General features: G+C 43.2%; 15 protein-coding genes and 5 tRNA genes. 16 read left to right on the forward strand and 4 right to left on the reverse strand.

Annotated features, from left to right (window positions below; genetic code table 11):
- The first annotated feature begins 5 nt into the window (after positions 1-5).
- The 6 genes from Q1X33_RS08035 (at position 6) to Q1X33_RS08060 (ending at position 1127) form a co-directional block, all read left to right on the forward strand.
- A tRNA-Trp gene (locus Q1X33_RS08035) sits at positions 6-79 on the forward strand.
- 28 nt (positions 80-107) lie between these two features.
- A tRNA-His gene (locus Q1X33_RS08040) sits at positions 108-180 on the forward strand.
- 10 nt (positions 181-190) lie between these two features.
- Positions 191-262: transfer RNA gene (locus tag Q1X33_RS08045), tRNA-Gln, on the forward strand.
- Positions 263-303: 41 nt separating this feature from the next.
- A tRNA-Cys gene (locus Q1X33_RS08050) sits at positions 304-374 on the forward strand.
- 27 nt (positions 375-401) lie between these two features.
- Positions 402-486, forward strand: a tRNA-Leu gene (locus tag Q1X33_RS08055).
- Between the two features lie 149 nt (positions 487-635).
- Positions 636-1127 (forward strand): HIT family protein, encoded by a 492-nt coding sequence (locus tag Q1X33_RS08060; RefSeq protein WP_080542675.1) that lies wholly within the window; start codon positions 636-638, stop codon positions 1125-1127.
- 84 nt (positions 1128-1211) lie between these two features.
- On the opposite strand, the gene Q1X33_RS08065 is transcribed toward Q1X33_RS08060, so the two are convergent.
- Entirely contained in the window at positions 1212-3209 is a 1998-nt protein-coding gene (locus tag Q1X33_RS08065) for a beta-galactosidase (RefSeq protein ID WP_270788190.1), read from the reverse strand.
- A 432-nt stretch (positions 3210-3641) separates the two neighbouring features.
- Here Q1X33_RS08065 and arcA point away from each other — a divergent pair, with 432 nt between their 5' ends.
- The 10 genes from arcA (at position 3642) to Q1X33_RS08115 (ending at position 13773) form a co-directional block, all read left to right on the forward strand.
- Positions 3642-4859 (forward strand): arginine deiminase, encoded by a 1218-nt coding sequence (gene arcA, locus Q1X33_RS08070; RefSeq protein WP_005229232.1) that lies wholly within the window; start codon positions 3642-3644, stop codon positions 4857-4859.
- Positions 4860-5243: 384 nt separating this feature from the next.
- Positions 5244-5555, forward strand: coding sequence for a hypothetical protein (locus tag Q1X33_RS08075; protein WP_015510092.1), 312 nt, complete (start codon positions 5244-5246; stop codon positions 5553-5555).
- Complete coding sequence (locus Q1X33_RS08080) at positions 5556-7547, forward strand: V-type ATP synthase subunit I (RefSeq protein WP_005229234.1); 1992 nt, start codon at positions 5556-5558, stop codon at positions 7545-7547.
- Positions 7531-8004, forward strand: coding sequence for a V-type ATP synthase subunit K (locus Q1X33_RS08085; RefSeq protein WP_005229236.1), 474 nt, complete (start codon positions 7531-7533; stop codon positions 8002-8004). The genes Q1X33_RS08080 and Q1X33_RS08085 overlap by 17 nt, the downstream gene beginning before the upstream one ends.
- 16 nt (positions 8005-8020) lie before the next feature.
- Entirely contained in the window at positions 8021-8611 is a 591-nt protein-coding gene (locus Q1X33_RS08090) for a V-type ATP synthase subunit E (protein ID WP_005229237.1), read from the forward strand.
- Between the two features lie 14 nt (positions 8612-8625).
- Positions 8626-9627, forward strand: coding sequence for a V-type ATP synthase subunit C (locus Q1X33_RS08095; RefSeq protein ID WP_005229238.1), 1002 nt, complete (start codon positions 8626-8628; stop codon positions 9625-9627).
- Positions 9620-9934 carry a V-type ATP synthase subunit F gene (locus Q1X33_RS08100; protein ID WP_005229240.1) on the forward strand — a complete coding sequence of 105 codons (315 nt, stop codon included), beginning with the start codon at positions 9620-9622 and terminating at the stop codon, positions 9932-9934. The genes Q1X33_RS08095 and Q1X33_RS08100 overlap by 8 nt, the downstream gene beginning before the upstream one ends.
- Before the next feature lie 31 nt (positions 9935-9965).
- Complete coding sequence (locus Q1X33_RS08105) at positions 9966-11741, forward strand: V-type ATP synthase subunit A (protein ID WP_005229241.1); 1776 nt, start codon at positions 9966-9968, stop codon at positions 11739-11741.
- The gene (locus Q1X33_RS08110) at positions 11741-13129 is read left to right on the forward strand and encodes a V-type ATP synthase subunit B (RefSeq protein WP_301969625.1); all 1389 of its coding nucleotides are present in this window, start codon (positions 11741-11743) and stop codon (positions 13127-13129) included. The genes Q1X33_RS08105 and Q1X33_RS08110 overlap by 1 nt, the downstream gene beginning before the upstream one ends.
- Complete coding sequence (locus tag Q1X33_RS08115; RefSeq protein ID WP_301969626.1) at positions 13129-13773, forward strand: V-type ATP synthase subunit D; 645 nt, start codon at positions 13129-13131, stop codon at positions 13771-13773. The genes Q1X33_RS08110 and Q1X33_RS08115 overlap by 1 nt, the downstream gene beginning before the upstream one ends.
- Positions 13774-13848: 75 nt before the next feature.
- On the opposite strand, the gene Q1X33_RS08120 is transcribed toward Q1X33_RS08115, so the two are convergent.
- Genes Q1X33_RS08120 through Q1X33_RS08130 form a run of 3 tightly spaced genes read right to left on the reverse strand, consistent with a single transcriptional unit; the run spans position 13849 to position 16582 of the window.
- Positions 13849-14655, reverse strand: coding sequence for an ABC transporter ATP-binding protein (locus Q1X33_RS08120; protein ID WP_005229244.1), 807 nt, complete (start codon positions 14653-14655; stop codon positions 13849-13851).
- Positions 14655-15575, reverse strand: coding sequence for an ABC transporter permease (locus Q1X33_RS08125; RefSeq protein WP_005229245.1), 921 nt, complete (start codon positions 15573-15575; stop codon positions 14655-14657). Before Q1X33_RS08125 ends, Q1X33_RS08120 begins: the two co-directional genes overlap by 1 nt.
- Positions 15576-15604: 29 nt before the next feature.
- Complete coding sequence (locus Q1X33_RS08130; RefSeq protein ID WP_005229246.1) at positions 15605-16582, reverse strand: ABC transporter substrate-binding protein; 978 nt, start codon at positions 16580-16582, stop codon at positions 15605-15607.
- Positions 16583-17010: the final 428 nt, after the last annotated feature.

Here is a 17010-nt window from a genome sequence, read left to right on the forward strand (position 1 = left end):
TTTATAGGGGCATAGTTTAAAGGTAGAACAGCGGTCTCCAAAACCGTTAGTGTGGGTTCAATTCCTGCTGCCCCTGCCATTATATATTTCAACAGTTTCTTATCACGGCGGGTGTGGCGAAGTGGTTAACGCACCGGATTGTGGCTCCGGCATTCGTGGGTTCGATTCCCATCACTCGCCCTTTCATTTTTGGGGTATAGCCAAGCGGTAAGGCAACGGACTTTGACTCCGTCATGCGTTGGTTCGAATCCAGCTACCCCAGTACAATCTTCACTTGATTGTAGATTGCAACAATAGTATAATGGCGGTATAGCCAAGTGGTAAGGCAGAGGTCTGCAAAACCTTCATCACCGGTTCAAATCCGGTTACCGCCTTAGTACTAAATACTAACCTTTCAACATGCCGGCGTGGCGGAATTGGCAGACGCGCTGGACTCAAAATCCAGTGCCCGTTGAGGGCGTGCCGGTTCGACCCCGGCCGCCGGTATCATTGATGTATCAGTCTTTTATAAGATTGATACATTTTTTTTGTTTATAAAAGTCTACAAATACGATTTTGAAGGACCACTCATATAGCAAAGATTTTTTTGTTTTGTTACTATTGAAAGCCTTTCCTTAATCTTGTATAGTTTTTACATGAATAGCTGCAAGGAACAGGAAAGAGGGGGGATCAAATTGAAATGGTATGAGAATAGAATCAAATCAGCGATAGATGGGACAAATCCAATGGTGATCAAAGAATTGTCTGGCAGTTTTGCTGTTTATGGCGATGTCCAATTTCTTCCCGGATATTGTGTATTATTACCTAAAAGAGAGGTGGCTTCTTTAAATGATCTAGATTTAAGCGAGCGACAGATTTTCTTAACTGATATGACTCTTTTAGGAGATGCTATAATACAAGATTGTTCTCCATTGAGAATCAATTATGAACTATTGGGAAATACTGATAACTTTCTTCATGCACATTTGTTCCTCCGTTATGAATGGGAAACCGACGAAGCGAAAAAAATGCCTGTTTGGTTGTACGACAAATCCCATTGGACTAATCCAGAGTATCACTATTCAGAAAAAAGAGATGGAGAGCGAAGACAAAAGATAGCCTCTTATTTAGAAAATGCCTATCGCTAGTCTAATGACTCTCCCTGAATCTAGTAACGTCTATTAAAGAACCTCCATGAAGCGATCGCTTCATGGAGGTTCTTTTTCCTTAGATCAATCAACATACTTAAGAACTGCGACTTCTTTTGGTTTCAGAACTACCAACTGTCTGGTTTCTTTGGTTAGAAGGTCTGCTCCAGGGGCTTTCAGCTTCACTTTGGTTGTCTGCTCCGTATGGTTTAAGAAAAAGACGAGTGTATAGCCAGCACCTTTGCGACAGGTAACGGAGACCTCAGTAGGAGCAGCCAAGAAGTGCTGGGCATGAGTCGCTAATTTATGATTTTCCAGAATGGTCGCTAAAAATGTAGTTAGCCCTTCAAGAGACAATTCTGTTCCCACGTAGTACGCATACCCATCGTCGATCTGATTCATAGTAATGGCTGGTTTATCGGACAAATAACCGGATTGGAAGGTTGCCAAAGCTTTCGCACCATTTAGATGAATGACTTCCTCCCATAGAGAATTGTCGTACCGACGACCTTGGAAGTCAATTTGGTGATGGGTAGCTGCTTTCATTGGGTAAAACTCTTCTACAATGATCCCTAAGGTGTCCCTAAACAGTCCTGGATAGCCCCCAAGATAGACTTGGTCATATTCATTGACGATCCCACTAAAGAAATTCGTCAAGAAGATGCCACCTTGTCGCACGTAATCATTGATTTTCTTACCGAAGGCTTCTGGTGCTGAATAGAGATTTGGGGCGATCACTAAAGGATAGCCGTCTAGGGATTCGGAAGGATGGACAAAGTCTACGTTCAGATTTAACGCTCTTAGCGCGCCATACAGGCTGCGTAACTGATGAATGTACTTTAAGGTGCTTGGTTTGGCATCCAATTCCAGCTCCCACCAATTTTCCCAGTCAAAGACAACCGCGACATCAGCCAAGAAGCGCGTCCCAACAATTTCCGACAGTTGCGAAAATTCGTTGCCTAATTGCGCACATTCACGAAAGATACGGCTTGAATGAGGATCTCCGTGAGGCACCATCGCACTATGAAATTTTTCCGCACCGCCACGAGACTGCCGCCATTGGAAGAACATGATGCCATCAGCGCCATGAGCGAGCGCTTCATAACTCCATAGACGCAGCTGGTTGGGTGTCTTGGCACCATTGATTTGCCGCCAATTAACGGCGCTGGTGGCTTGTTCCATGATCAAAAAAGGTTTTTTCTTTAAACTACGAGTTAGATCGTTAGCAAGAAATTGCGGGTAAGGGATCTTTTCAAAGGGATTCGGGTACGAATTCCAGCTGACTACATCCATTTCGGGTGCCCATTTAAACCCATCCACGTATTTGTGCAAGCCCATCAGATTGGTCATGTAAGGGATGCCTTGTGAATATTTTGCGATCGCCGCCTTTTCGAGTTGATAGAGCTCCAGATTCATGTCGGAAAGAAAACGGCGATAGTCTAACTGCTGCGCAGGATTTTTGAAGGTCGGCATCGCTTCAGGTAGAAAAATTTCCTCCCAGCTGCCATAGGATTGACTCCAAAACTTGGTTGACCAAGCATCATTCAATCCAGCGATGGTCTGATATTTCTCTGCTAACCATGTCTGAAATCTTTTCCGACAATGATCGCAATAACACTCGTGGATGTGACAGGTATATTCATTATTGATATGCCACATGACTAGCCCTGGATGATTGGCATAACGGTTTGCGACTGCTTCCGACAAATCGGTGGCATATTGACGATAGATAGGGGAAGTCGGACAGTAGTGCTGGCGCGCCCCATGAACCAGTCGATTGCCATGAATGGTCACAGGCAGCATCTCAGGATGTTTTTGAACAAGCCAAGCGGGAGGCGAAGCCGTTCCGTTGGCTAGGTCGATCATGATATTGTTTTCATATAAAAGATCCATCAACCAGTCCAGAAAATCAAAATCATAGGTGGATTCATCTGGCTGCAGATTGACCCAGCCAAAAATATTGATACTTACATAGTTCACACCTGCTTCTTTCATTAAGCGCATATCTTCAAGAATGACTTCTTTAGACCATTGTTCAGGATTGTAGTCGGCACCATAGTAAAGTTGACGTTGCATTTTCATCAAATCGCTCCTTTATAGACGTTTCTTTAGCATCAAGATACTTGAATCATAGCAAATATTTATCTGTTTGATAGCGGTATCATTTGAAAATCATGAAATGATCCAAAAAAACAAAAATAATTCAATCTGGTTTCGCAGCTAGGACTATCGTCCATCAGTTCTTTTGCCTTGCTGTTTTTTTAACAAAAATATACAATTGAAAAAGGCGGTAAATTAAAGTATCTAGAATTTATATTCTTATCTAGTTGTTTTTTTATCGGAGGTTTCTTTTTGCTGAAATGCATGTTTATAACTATATGATCCAAAAAAACTTTGAATCACGAGTAGAAAAAACACGATGAGTCAGAGAAATGAATAATTATGTGATGAGGAATCAAAAAAATGAATGACATAAGTTATTCAACAAAATTGCCAAGAAGGAGAGACAAGCTCATGAACCAGCCAATACAGATTTTTTCTGAGATTGCCCCTTTAAAACGGGTGCTGCTGCATCGTCCAGGCGCAGAATTAGAAAACTTGATGCCGGATTATCTTGATCGATTGTTGTTTGATGATATTCCTTTTTTAACCCAAGCGCAAAAAGAACATGATTTTTTTGCGGATACGTTAAGAAGCAAAGGGGTGGAAGTCCTTTATTTGGAGGATCTAGCTGCTGAAACATTGACAACAACTGGTGCCAAAGAGGCCTTTTTAGAAGACTATTTAAATGAAACAACGATCCTTGATGAAGAGATTCGCAACGAAGTGCGCAACTTTTTCCTGTCGATTAAAGACAATCGCGCCTTTATCGATCATACGATGGCGGGCTTGAAAAAAAGTGAGGTAGAAATTTCAAAAGCCAGTAACTTAACGGCAATCGTTGAAACAGAATATCCTTTCTTGATCGATCCAATGCCAAACCTATATTTCACGCGAGATCCGTTTGCGACGATTGGTCACAGTGTTTCCTTGAATCGAATGTATTCTGCAACGAGAAGACGGGAAACCCTCTACGGAAAACAAATTTTTACGCACCATCCGATGTTTGCCCTCAATGAGACGAACTTTTTGTATCATCGGGACGAAACGACGCGGATGGAAGGCGGCGATCAGCTGATTTTATCTGATAAAATCGTGGCGATCGGGATCTCTCAACGAACAGAAGTTGCCTCAATTGAAAAAATTGCCGAAACGATTTTTGCCACAGAACCGAGTTTCGAACATATCTTGGCATTTAATATCGGCGAAGAACGAAAATTTATGCATTTAGATACGGTCTTCACGATGGTGGATCATGATAAGTTCACGATCCATCCAGAAATCGAGGGAGAACTTTCGCTGTATTCAATCACTAAACACAAGGACGGTGTGCGAGTATATGAGGAAAAAGATACGTTGGAAAACATTCTTTGCCGTTATTTAGATTTGCCTGAAGTCCACTTGATCCGCTGTGGTGGCGACGATTTAGCAGCGGCAGCTAGAGAGCAATGGAATGATGGGTCTAATACCTTGGCGATTGCACCTGGAGAAGTCGTGGTCTATGACCGCAACACCATTACCAATGGGCTGTTAAAAGAGGCAGGAGTCATTTTGAATGAAATCTCGGGCAGCGAATTGGTTCGCGGACGCGGGGGCCCCCGCTGTATGAGTATGCCGTTTATACGTGAGTAGGTCGATGCTTTGTTATTTTAAATGCTTGTCTTTTCTTTAGAAGCATTTAAGTTAAGAAAAAGACGAGAAAAAACTAAAAGAAAGATTTGAAACATCATTTTGTTTCTAATCTTTCTTTTTTGTCATCATTTAACCCCCAATAAAATGAAAAGGATTTCTTTTTGTGAAAATGTGTAATTTTTGTGACTTTTATATGTAAAGACTATAAAAAAACGCTAGGAACCTTGTTCTATCGCAAAATTTATGTTACGGTTATATTAGAAAACGGAAATAGGTGAAGGTATTTGCCACTTATTGATTTTTGACACCCTACGATCAGCGAATGCCATATGCTTGATTTGTAGTGGTTTTTTTTTCGGAAAAAAAGTGAAAGCAGGTGAGAAAATGACAGTAGATGCCATTCGATTATTACAAGAAGCAGAGCAATTTGCGGAAAATAAAAATAAAGAAGCAGAAGCAGAAAAAAAACAATTGGCACAAGCAAGAGAAGAACGGTTGAAGGCGTTTAAAAAAGAGTTGGCAGAAAAAGAAGCCCAACAAAAAGAAGCAATCAACCAAAAAATCGCAGCTGAGTTGGTACAGTCTAAGGAACCACTCTTGGCTAAGACCCAAGCAGAAGTGGAAACACTGCGAACGATCCCTAATGAATTGAAAGAAGAAGCATTAGCAATAATAATAAATAAGGTTGTGACATAAATGGCAATTGCAAAAATGCAAAAGTTCAGTCTGTTGACCTTTTACGATCAGAAAGAAGCTGTTTTAGAGCAGCTGCAAGACTTTCAAGGCGTAGAACTGCTTTCTTCGGAAAAATATTATGATTCTGAAGAAACGACGGGTGTTTTGACACCGGTTCGCGAGGAACAGTCTGAAGAAGAAATGGAGAACCAGTTTGGTCAAGTCAACTGGAGCTTAAATTTTTTAGAAGAATATGTACCCAAAAAAGGAATGCTGGCACAACTGCGGCAACCAATCAAAAAATATACCCTTCAAGAATTGGCTGAAACAGCCCACACCTATCCTTGGCAAGAATTATGCCAAACCCTTCGTAAACAAGACAAACGTCTTCGCTTGATTGATCAAGAAAAACGCGATGTATTAGCACAAGAAGCAGAACTGTCGATCTGGAAGTATTTCAAAGAACGACCAGCTGTTTTAAAAGAATTAAAAAAATCAGGTGGCTTGTTAGGATCGATTCCTACTTCTGAAATGGCTGACTTTACGAACAACAGTGAAAAGCTGCCGCTTGTTTATGTCGAAACCATTTATCAATCACAAACGACAACTTACTTATTGGTACTTTTCCATAAAGATGTAAAAGAAAAAGTAACTACTCTTCTAAAGAAAGCAGCCTTCGAGCAATACATCTACCCTTATGAGGGGATTCCAGAAGAAGATCTGCAAATGATGAAAGAAAAATCCCAACGTCTAATTGATGAAGAAAAAGAAATCAAAGCTTCTCTTGGTGCGATGACAAAAGAGCAAGAAACCTTGCGGATCGTTGCCGAGTATTTAGATGGAGCGATCACCCGCTTAAAAAGCAGTAAAATGCTTTTGCGTTCGACTCATGCGGTATCAATTTCTGGCTGGGTTCCTGTTGATGGGGCGGCCGAATTAGAAAAACGTATCAAAAAAGGGACCACGGATAACTATTACCTCGAATACCAAGAAGTGACGGAAAAAGAGCTGGCTGATGTGCCGATTTTATTAGAAAACGCACGTTGGATCAAACCTTTTGAAGGACTTGTTCGGATGTACAGCTTGCCGCAATATGACGAGTTAGATCCGACACCATTTATGGCGCCTTTTTACATGGTGGCATTCGGGATGATGGTTGCCGATTTTGGCTATGGGTTGCTCTTGTTTCTGGCGACATTCCTGGGGAAAAAGCTGTTCCACCTCAGCAAAGGGCTGGAACAAAATTTGACCCTCTTTCAGTTGTGCTCAATCCCTACGATTATTTGGGGCTTGATCTATGGCAACTTCTTTGGATTTGAATTCTCATTCCAACTGTTGTCTGCCCAGGATGATGTCAATCAGATCTTAGTCTTATCCGTGATCTTTGGGTACATTCAGATCATGTTTGGCTTGGCACTGAAATTCTATATTTTATGGAAGAAAAAAGACCAGAAACTGGCTGCGATGTTCCAAGCCGGTTCGTGGATCGTGTTTTTGATCAGTGTCGTTTTTGTCGCCGCAGGAATGCTGCTTTTCCCTGACACCCCGTTACAAACGATTGGGATCGTAATGATCGCTGCCAGTCTTTTAGCAGTGGCAATCGGAGGCAGTTTAGAAGGAAAAACGTTGGCAGGAAAAATCGGTTCTGGATTGTACGGATTGATGGATGTGACCAATTATGTTGGTGACTTGATCAGTTACACCCGTCTGATGGCGTTAGGGGTTGCCGGCGGAAGTATCGCCTCAGCCTTCAACTTGATCATTAGCTACTTGCCGCCAGCAGCCCGGTTTACCGTCGGTATCTTATTATTTGTGGCGCTACATGGCCTGAATATTTTCTTAAGTTACCTTAGTGCGTATGTTCATGGTATTCGCTTGCAGTATTTGGAGTATTTTGGAAAATTCTTTACGGGGGGCGGACGTGCCTTTGACCCGTTCAAATCAAATGAAAATTATGTAGAGATCATCTCAGAAGAAAAGTTACAGGAGGATAATAATGGAAAATTGGATTAGTTTCTTTTACGAAAATGGTGGAATTGTTTTTGCAGCTTTAGGTGTAGCGACCGCAACGATTTGTGGTGGTATCGGATCAACGATCGGTGTGGGGATGACCAGTGAAGCAGCATCAGGCTTGATCTCAGAGCAGCCAGAGAAATTCGGGCAAGCGTTGATTTTGGAATTGCTTTCTAGTACCCAGGGGCTATACGGCTTTGTAATCTCCTTTATGATTTTTGGTCAGATCAGTGGTTCGATCTCATTCGATCGCGGGTTGTATTTGTTTATCGCTTCATTACCGATCGCGTTAACAGCAATTATCGCCGGTAAATGGCAAGGACGTGCCGCAAGTGCTGCGATGCAGATTTTAGCAAAAAAACCAGAACATGTGACCAAAGGAATTATCTTGGTAGCGATGATGGAAACGTATTGTATTTTAGGGTTCGTGATTTCCTTCTTGCTTGTCTTGAATTAAGAGGAGGGAAAAGTGAATGTCTGATATTACACGTTTAACTGACAAAATAACCGCTGATGCGGAAAAGAAATACCAGCTTCAAATCAAAGAAGCACAAAAAGAAAGTGAAAACCAAGAAAATTTAAAACGAGCACAGTTAGAAAAAGAGCTTAATGAACGGTTAGCTTTTTATGAAAAAGAAAAACGTGCTGCGATGTATTTGGAAATCTCAGATGTGCATATCCAATCAAGAAACAAGGTCTTGGCAGCAAAGCAGTCCGTCTTAGATGAGCTGTTTTCTGAGGCTCTGACCCGTTTAAACACGATGGATCAGGCAGCATTTTATACGTTTATCGCGAAAGGCTTGGCGAATGCACGGTTAACTGGTGAGGTCGAGTTACTTTTAGGTGAGAAGTCCCGTCATTTTGTAGATGAGGAATTCCTTACAAAGTTGCAAGCATCGGTCCCTGAGGTTCAGCTGAAACTGGTAAATAAGACGATTCCTCGCAAGGGTGGCTTTTTGTTGCGACAAGAAGCAATTGAGTTGAATTTTACCTTTGATGCGCTACTAGAAGCCAACAAAGAAGAGTTAAGCAATACGTTACTGCAATTGATTTTTGAACAGTAAGCAGGTGCAAACAGATGAATGACATCAAATATAATACGTTGAATACGAGAATTCGGACGTATGAATCGCAATTATTCGATCGTAGTCGCTATGAGCGAATGCTCTCAGCTGCCAGCGCAGAGGAAATCTATGGGATGCTGCAAGAAACGGTTTATGGTGACTTCATCAATGAAGATGATCGTGTACACGATTTTGAACAAGTCCTGATGGCTGAGTTGAAACGGGTATACGAAACGATGTATCAGTTGACACCAGAAAAAGCGATCGTTGATTTCTTTGCTTTGAAATATGACTATCAAAATCTGAAAGTTTTAGTAAAAGCGGCGTATATGCAAGAAGATTTTTCGGCGTATCTCGTCCCAATCGGCACCCAGCCACTTTCCGTCCTTAAAGATCTGGTCAAGACCAGAAAAAGTACTCAGGTCGCGCAAGAAATGGTTGCCTGTGTGGAAGAAGTCTTTTCTTATATTGAGAACTATCATGAAGTCCAGTCCATCGATATCATCTTTGACAACCATTATTGGGAGCAATTATGGACGATCGGTAAAGAATACCAAGACGAGTTGCTGCAAAGCTTGATTCGCCGTCAAATCGATATCTTCAATATTTCAACAACGTTGCGCAGTTACGCGATGAAACGCAAGCGCGGCTTTATCAGCGCAGTTTTAGCCGACCATGGGAATTTACCTGCAAGTGAGTTGTTAGCAGAAATCACGACTTCTCTTGAGGCGTTTGTGGGATACTTGCAAGGAACCCCTTATAAAGAGCTGATCAATCATAGTTATGAAGAATTGGTAGAAAAGAAGACCTTGAATACCTTTGATATACGTAAAGACAATTTTCTAATGGCGAAGCTCAAAGAACAAAAAATCGTGCCTTTTGGGCCGTCAGCATTGGCAGGGTATTTGTATGCCAAGGAAATTGAAAGCAAGAACTTGCGTATTCTCTTGATTGGTAAAATCAATAAGGTGCCAGAAGAGATTTTAAGAAGTCGGGTGCGTGATAGTTATGCATAAAAAAATAGCAATGATGGGTGGTAAGAACTCGATCTTGCCTTTCAAAGGGCTGGGGATCGATATCTTTCCAGTCAGCGATTTGGATGAAGCCGCCCAACAATTAGAAGAGATGGCTGAAGCGTATGGTGTGATCTTTTTGACCGAGCGGTTGATCGAGCAATTAGAACCGATCGTTCGTCGTTACGAAGAAGTACCGACACCAGCGATCATTCCGATTCCAAGTAGTACGGGTAGTTTAGGGATCGGCATGGCACGCATTCAGCAAAATGTGGAAAAAGCGGTAGGAATGAATATATTAGATTCATAACAGACAAGTCAGCCAGCTAGGAGGAATAAATGTGGCATTTGGCACAATTGAAAAAGTATCGGGACCACTGGTCACCGCCTCAGGATTAAGTGGGGCAAAAATCCACGAAATCTGCAAAGTCAGTGACAAGGGCCTTATCGGTGAGATCATTGAGATCAAAAAAGGGCTGGTTTCGATCCAAGTATACGAAGAAACAGCGGGGATCGGACCAGGCGAGCCCGTAGAAACGACAGGCGCACCATTGTCTGTCGAACTAGCACCAGGTTTGTTGACTCAGATGTTTGATGGGATCCAACGACCATTAGATACATTTATGTCGCAAACAGAGAGTGATTTTTTGGAGCGGGGGGTCACCATCGATCCACTGAATCGCCAAAAGAAATGGACCTTCGTCCCACAAGTACAAGTCGGCGATACTGTACAAGCCGGTGATATTTTAGGTTCAGTACAAGAAACTTCGGTGATCGAGCATAAGATCATGGTGCCACCAAACTATGAAGGAACCGTCAAAGAAATTATGGTGGGAAATTTTGCGATTACTGAAGTGATCTGTGTTTTAGAAACCATCGATGGTGAAAAATCCTTGACGATGGTTCAGAAATGGCCAGTGCGTCAACCGCGGCCAGTTACTGCTAAATTAAATCCAGGCGAACCGCTAGTCACTGGACAGCGAGTCATCGACACCTATTTTCCAGTGGCAAAAGGCGGCTCAGCTGCTGTTCCTGGACCTTTTGGTGCTGGAAAAACAGTCGTTCAGCATCAGATCGCTAAATGGTCAGATGTGGATATCGTGGTCTATGTCGGTTGCGGTGAGCGGGGCAACGAAATGCGGGATGTCATGAACGAATTTCCTGAGTTGATCGATCCGAATACCGGCAAGTCGATCATGGAACGAACGGTATTGATCGCCAATACGTCGAATATGCCAGTTGCTGCTCGGGAAGCCTCGATCTATACAGGAATCACGATCGCGGAATATTACCGTGACATGGGCTATAGTGTTGCCATCATGGCAGATTCAACTTCTCGTTGGGCAGAAGCGCTGCGGGAAATGAGTGGGCGCTTGCAAGAGATCCCAGGAGATGAAGGCTATCCGGCTTACCTTGGAAGTCGAATTGCGGAATACTATGAGCGAGCAGGGCGTTTCCATTCATTAGGCACGCAGCCTCGAGAAGGAAGCATTACCGCAATTGGTGCGGTTTCACCTGCTGGAGGAGACATCTCAGAACCGGTCACTCAAAATACCTTGCGAATCGTGAAAGTCTTTTGGGCATTGGATAGTATGTTGGCGCAAAAGCGGCATTTTCCATCCATCAACTGGATGAATTCCTATTCCCTTTATGAGGATCAAATCAATTCTTATTTGGATCAATTATTAGGTGATCGCTGGTCGGAGCTAGTCAATGAATCCATGGCGATTCTCCAAGAGGAAAGCCGATTAGAAGAAATCGTTCAGCTGGTAGGGATGGACTCTCTTTCCCAGAAAGACCGCTTGACGATGATGACTGCTCGTTCTTTAAGACAAGACTACTTGCAGCAAAACGCCTTCGATGACGTTGATACGTACACTTCCCGCAACAAGCAGTTCAAAATGCTGGAAAACATTCTCTACTTTAATCAACAAGCACAGCGTGCATTGCAGCTAGGTGCTTACTTAGATGAGATCACTAAAGGAACGGTCGATCTGCGTGAGCGCATCGCCCGCAGCAAATACATTCCTGAAGAAGAATTGACTCGCTTGGATACGATCAAGCATGACATCAAAGAAATGTTACAACGAATCATTGAAACTGGAGGTGTTCATTGATGTTAAAAGAATATCGTACAGTTTCCGAAATTGCTGGCCCCTTAATGGTGGTCGAAAATGTTCGAGGCGTGAAATTCGACGAACTCGTTGAGGTCCGCATGGACACAGGTGAGATCCGTCAAGGACAAGTACTGGAAGTCAGTGATGACAATGCTGTTGTCCAAGTCTTTGAAGGTACCAGTAATTTGAGTGCAGAAGAAAGCAAAGCAAGGTTTCTAGGGACTGGTTTGACTCTAGGAGTTTCTCTAGATATGATGGGTCGGGTGTTTGACGGTTTAGGAAAACCAAAAGATAATGGCCCGAGAATCTTGCCAGAAAAACGCATCGATGTAAACGGTGAAGCCATCAATCCGATGGCGCGGGACTTCCCAGATGAATTTATCCAAACGGGGATCTCAACGATCGATCATTTAAATACATTAGTTCGTGGACAAAAACTACCAATCTTTTCTGCGTCTGGTTTGCCTCATAAAGAGATCGCTGCTCAAATCGCACGACAAGCAACAGTACCTACCCAAGAAGGCAATTTCGCGATCGTCTTCGCAGCAATTGGGATCCCTTTTGAAGAAGCTGAATTTTTCGTGGATGAATTCCGCAAAACCGGTGCGTTAGATCGTTCTGTTTTGTTTATGAACCTTGCCAATGATCCAGCAATCGAACGGATCGCTACACCTAAGATGGCATTGACCGCAGCAGAGTATTTGGCATTTGAAAAAGGCATGCACGTCTTAGTGATCATGACCGATATGACGAATTACTGTGAAGCGTTGCGAGAAATCTCCGCTGCCCGCCGAGAAGTTCCAGGACGTCGCGGCTATCCAGGGTATCTATACACCAATTTAGCGACGCTGTATGAACGGGCAGGACGTTTGATGGGCAAAGAAGGATCGGTCACACAAATACCGATCTTAACGATGCCAGATGGCGATAAAACCCACCCGATTCCTGATTTGACCGGCTATATCACGGAAGGACAAATTATTTTGTCGCGGGACCTTTACAAGCGCAATATCAACCCGCCAGTGGATATTTTACCAAGTCTTTCACGGTTGAAGGACAAAGGAACGGGAGAAGGTAAGACCCGTGCCGATCATGCGGCAACGATGAATCAAATCTATTCCGCCTATTCCGATGGGAAAGCTGCCAAAGAGCTATCGATCGTTTTAGGGGAGTCTGCCTTATCTGACCTTGATAAAAAGTACGCGCGCTTTGCTGATCTTTTTGAAAAAGAGTACGTCAATCAAGGATTTGAAACCAATCGGACGATTGAAGAAACGTTAGATTTAGGCTGGAAGCTATTAGCTACCTTGCCAAAACAAGAGTTGAGCCGTATCAAAGAAGAATTTATCGACGCCTATTACCCAACGGACGAGGATGTGAGTTCTTAATGGCGATCTTAAATGTCAATCCGACACGGATGGAACTAACTCGTTTGAAAAAGCGGCTGACGACGGCAACCCGTGGTCACAAATTATTGAAAGACAAGCAAGATGAGCTAGTACGTCAGTTCATTCAGCTAGTAAAGAAAAACCAGGAACTTCGTAAAAAGATGGAGACCGCATTGCAAGCAGGAATGGAAGAGTATGTGCTGGCTTCTAGTAGTATTCCCGATGTCGTTTTGCAAGAAGCCTTTATGATCCCTTTGAATAAAGTGACCTTAGATGTGCAAAGCCGAACCATCATGAATATGGATGTGCCAGTGTTGAACCCTGTTTACGAAGAAGAAAGCTCGGATGATGATTTTTCCTACGGTTTTGTGAGTACCACCAGTGAGCTGGATCTCTCGTTGTCCCATCTGGATCAAATGCTGCCAGTGATGCTGCAGTTGGCCGAGATCGAGAAAACCTGTCAACTGATGGCCAATGAGATCGAACGGACGAGACGAAGAGTCAATGCGTTAGAGTATATGACGATTCCCAAGCTGACAGAAACCATTCAATACATCGAAAGCAATCTGGCAGAAGACGAACGAGCAACATTGACTCGCTTGATGAAGGTAACGGACATCATTGCAGAAAACGAAGCGAAGTAAGGCTTTTGCAAGCAGTGTGATTACAGCAAAAAGGCACGTAGAAAGGAGATTCTTTCTACGTGCCTTTTTTGCTTATTAAGAGCGTAAGAGCAGTTGGTCATCTTTCAACTCAGCACCACTATTTTGATGGAACATTTCCATCAATTCAGGGACCGTCAAATGCTGCTTTTGCTCACCGGCAATGTCTACGACGATCTTGCCTTGATGAAGCATGATCAGGCGATTGCCATAACGAATGGCATCTTCCATGTCATGAGTGACCATGAAAGCCGTCAACTGTTGGGACCGAATCAACTGATCGGTCAATGCCATGACCGTCAATGAGGTCTTAGGATCAAGGGCTGCGGTATGTTCATCTAATAAAATCAATTTAGGCTGCTGCAACGTCGCCATCAAGAGGGTGATGGCTTGCCGCTGTCCGCCTGATAGCAATCCGATCTCAGCAGAAAGGCGATTTTCTAAGCCTAAGTTTAGGCTGGCTAACTTCTCTTGGAAAAACGCGCGGTTTTTCGCTTTGACGCCTGTTGCAAATCCGCGGACTTGGCCGCGTTTGTAAGCCAATGCTAAATTTTCTTCAACGGTCAAACGAACCGCGGTCCCCATACGTGGATCTTGAAAGACCCGACTAATATCTTTTGACCGTTTGGTCACGGATAAACGGGTAATGTCTTTCCCACCTAAGGTGATTTTTCCTTGTTCTGTTGGGATCGTTCCTGCGATACTGTTTAAGAGGGTCGATTTTCCAGCACCATTCCCACCGATGATCGTAATAAAATCACCGGCATTCATCGTCAGGTCAATGCCTCGCAAGACATGGTTTTCATTGATCGTTCCTTTTTCAAAGGTTTGGTGTAGATTCTCGATTGTTAAGACTGAAGTCATTAGGATTGGCCTCCTTTGGTTTTTGGCAGCATCTTTTTAAGTCCTAGTTTTGAACGAAGCTGCGGTAAGGAGAGGCAGATGACTAAGACGATTGCAGATGCCAATTTGATATCGTTGGCCTCGACATTGAATTCGAATACGACGGCCAAGATAAAGCGATAAACGATTGCCCCGATCACGATGGTGATCAATCGCAAAAGCAAAGATTTATTGGCAAATAAAACTTCTGCAATAATGATCGATGCTAAACCGATCACGATCGTACCGATCCCTGAGTTCAAATCAGCGAAGCCATTGTTTTGGGCTAAGAGGGCACCAGAGAGGGCGATACAGCCATTAGAGATCATATAGCCGATAATCTTCATGTTATCAGTGTTGATGCCGTTGGCCTCGCTCATAGCTAAATTGTCGCCCGTCGCTCGCAATGCTAAGCCGATCTCTGTACGGAAAAAGAGGAACAAGCACAAAATGACGATTGCCGCGAAGAGAAAGCCTGCAAGAATCACGGCATTGTTTTTGGTCAGTCCCATGGCTTGAAATTGGGTGAAGACCGTGTCTTGCCCCAGCAAGGCGATGTTGGGAGCACCCATCACACGATTTGTGATGGAATACAGTCCAGTCATCGTGATGATCCCCGCCAATAAGGCAGGGATTTTTAGTTTTGTGTGCAGCAGACCAGATACTAAGCCGGCTACCATGCCGCCGCCAAAGCCCATCAGACTCGCTAAAATAGGCGAGAGACCATTCGTAATACTGATTGCTGCGATCCCAGCGCCTAAGGGGAAACTCCCTTCTGCAGTTAAATCAGCGATATCTAAAATACGAAAGGTTAAAAATACACCAATCGCCAGTAATGCCCAAAGGATCCCTTGAGAGGTGGCAGATTGTAGTAAGAGCAAGAATGTGTCGACTAAATTCATATGATTTCCTCAAATCTAAGTTAGTATGGTTATTCTGGTGCAGTGATGCTGGAAGGGTCAATCCCTAAAGCAGCAGCCATCTCTTCATTGACGACTAACTCTAAATTATCCGCTGTTTCAACGGGTGTCGTTGCTGGCTCTGCATCGCCATCCAAAATCTTCGCTGCTAGTTTCCCTGTTTGAATGCCAAGGGATTTATAATCAATACCGTAAGTTGCTAGGGCACCATCATCGACTTGTTCTACGGAACCAGCGACGATCGGTGTTTTGGTTTCTTTGGACACTTCGCCGACGATTGCAGCAGCAGAGGCAAAGGTATTATCTGTTGGAACATAAATGCCGTCAACATCTTTTGCAAGGCTGGTGGTTACTTGTTGCACATCATTGGTTGTATTGGCGGTCAATACTTTTACATCAACGCCCGCAGCTTTTAAGGCTTCTTCTGCCAAGTCAGCTTGGATTTTTGAGTTGGCTTCACCTGCGTTATACATAATGCCGATCGTTTTGGCATCAGGCACGATGCTTAACAGCAAGTTGATCTGTTGCTCAATCGGCACCATGTCTGAAGTACCGGTGATGTTGCGACCAGGTTCTTCATTTGAATCGGCCAATTTCGCTCCAACTAAATCAGTGACTGCGGTAACTACGATTGGGGTATCGGTGGTTTCATTTGCTAAAGATACAGCAGCAGGGGTGGCAATGCCTAATAAAAGATCTGGTGAGGCATTCACTAGGCGTTCGCTCATACTTTTTAAATTGTCTTGACTGTTTTGCGCATTTTGGTATTCAATCGTTAGGTTTTCACCTTCCGTGTAGCCCGCTTCTGCTAAGCCTTCTTTGAACCCTTCATAGGCTGCATTCAAGGAGCCATGTTCGACCAATTGTAAGACACCGACTGTTTTTGTTCCGTCGTTTTCTTCCGAAGTGTTGCTTGATTCTCCGCAAGCTGCCAATGCCAGTAGTGAAGCTGTCAGTAACCCAGTCGTGATCCATTTTTTCATTTTCATTGTAATTCCTCCTATGATCGTCTCTTTTTTTATGGGGGTTTACCTGAACAAAAAAATCCATTCAGACAATCGTCTAAATGGATTCGATCCTATACCAAGCGTAAACGTCTATTGGCAACCATTTAGAAGATTTTCTACATGGCTGCAAGTTCAAGTTAAAATGCTTTAGCCATCATAGATACAAACAAAACTCGTTTTTGGTTTGCATCCATAATGTGATATGAATACAAACTATCTAAAGTAGCTAAAGTAAAAGGTATTCAGTTGTGGGGATACGGTCGTGTTTAACATAAAAAGTTCCTCCAAACTTGAATTGATTTTAGTATAGACAAAAAAAAGCGGACTGTCAAATGTTTTTCCTGAATTATCTGAAAATTTTTGAATAACATGCAGAAAATGTTTGGAAAACAAGTTTTGTTTCAATCATT

The sequence above is a fragment of the Enterococcus sp. B2E4 genome (genome assembly GCF_030499455.1).
In the GTDB taxonomy this organism is placed as follows: Bacteria; Bacillota; Bacilli; order Lactobacillales; family Enterococcaceae; genus Enterococcus_D; species Enterococcus_D casseliflavus.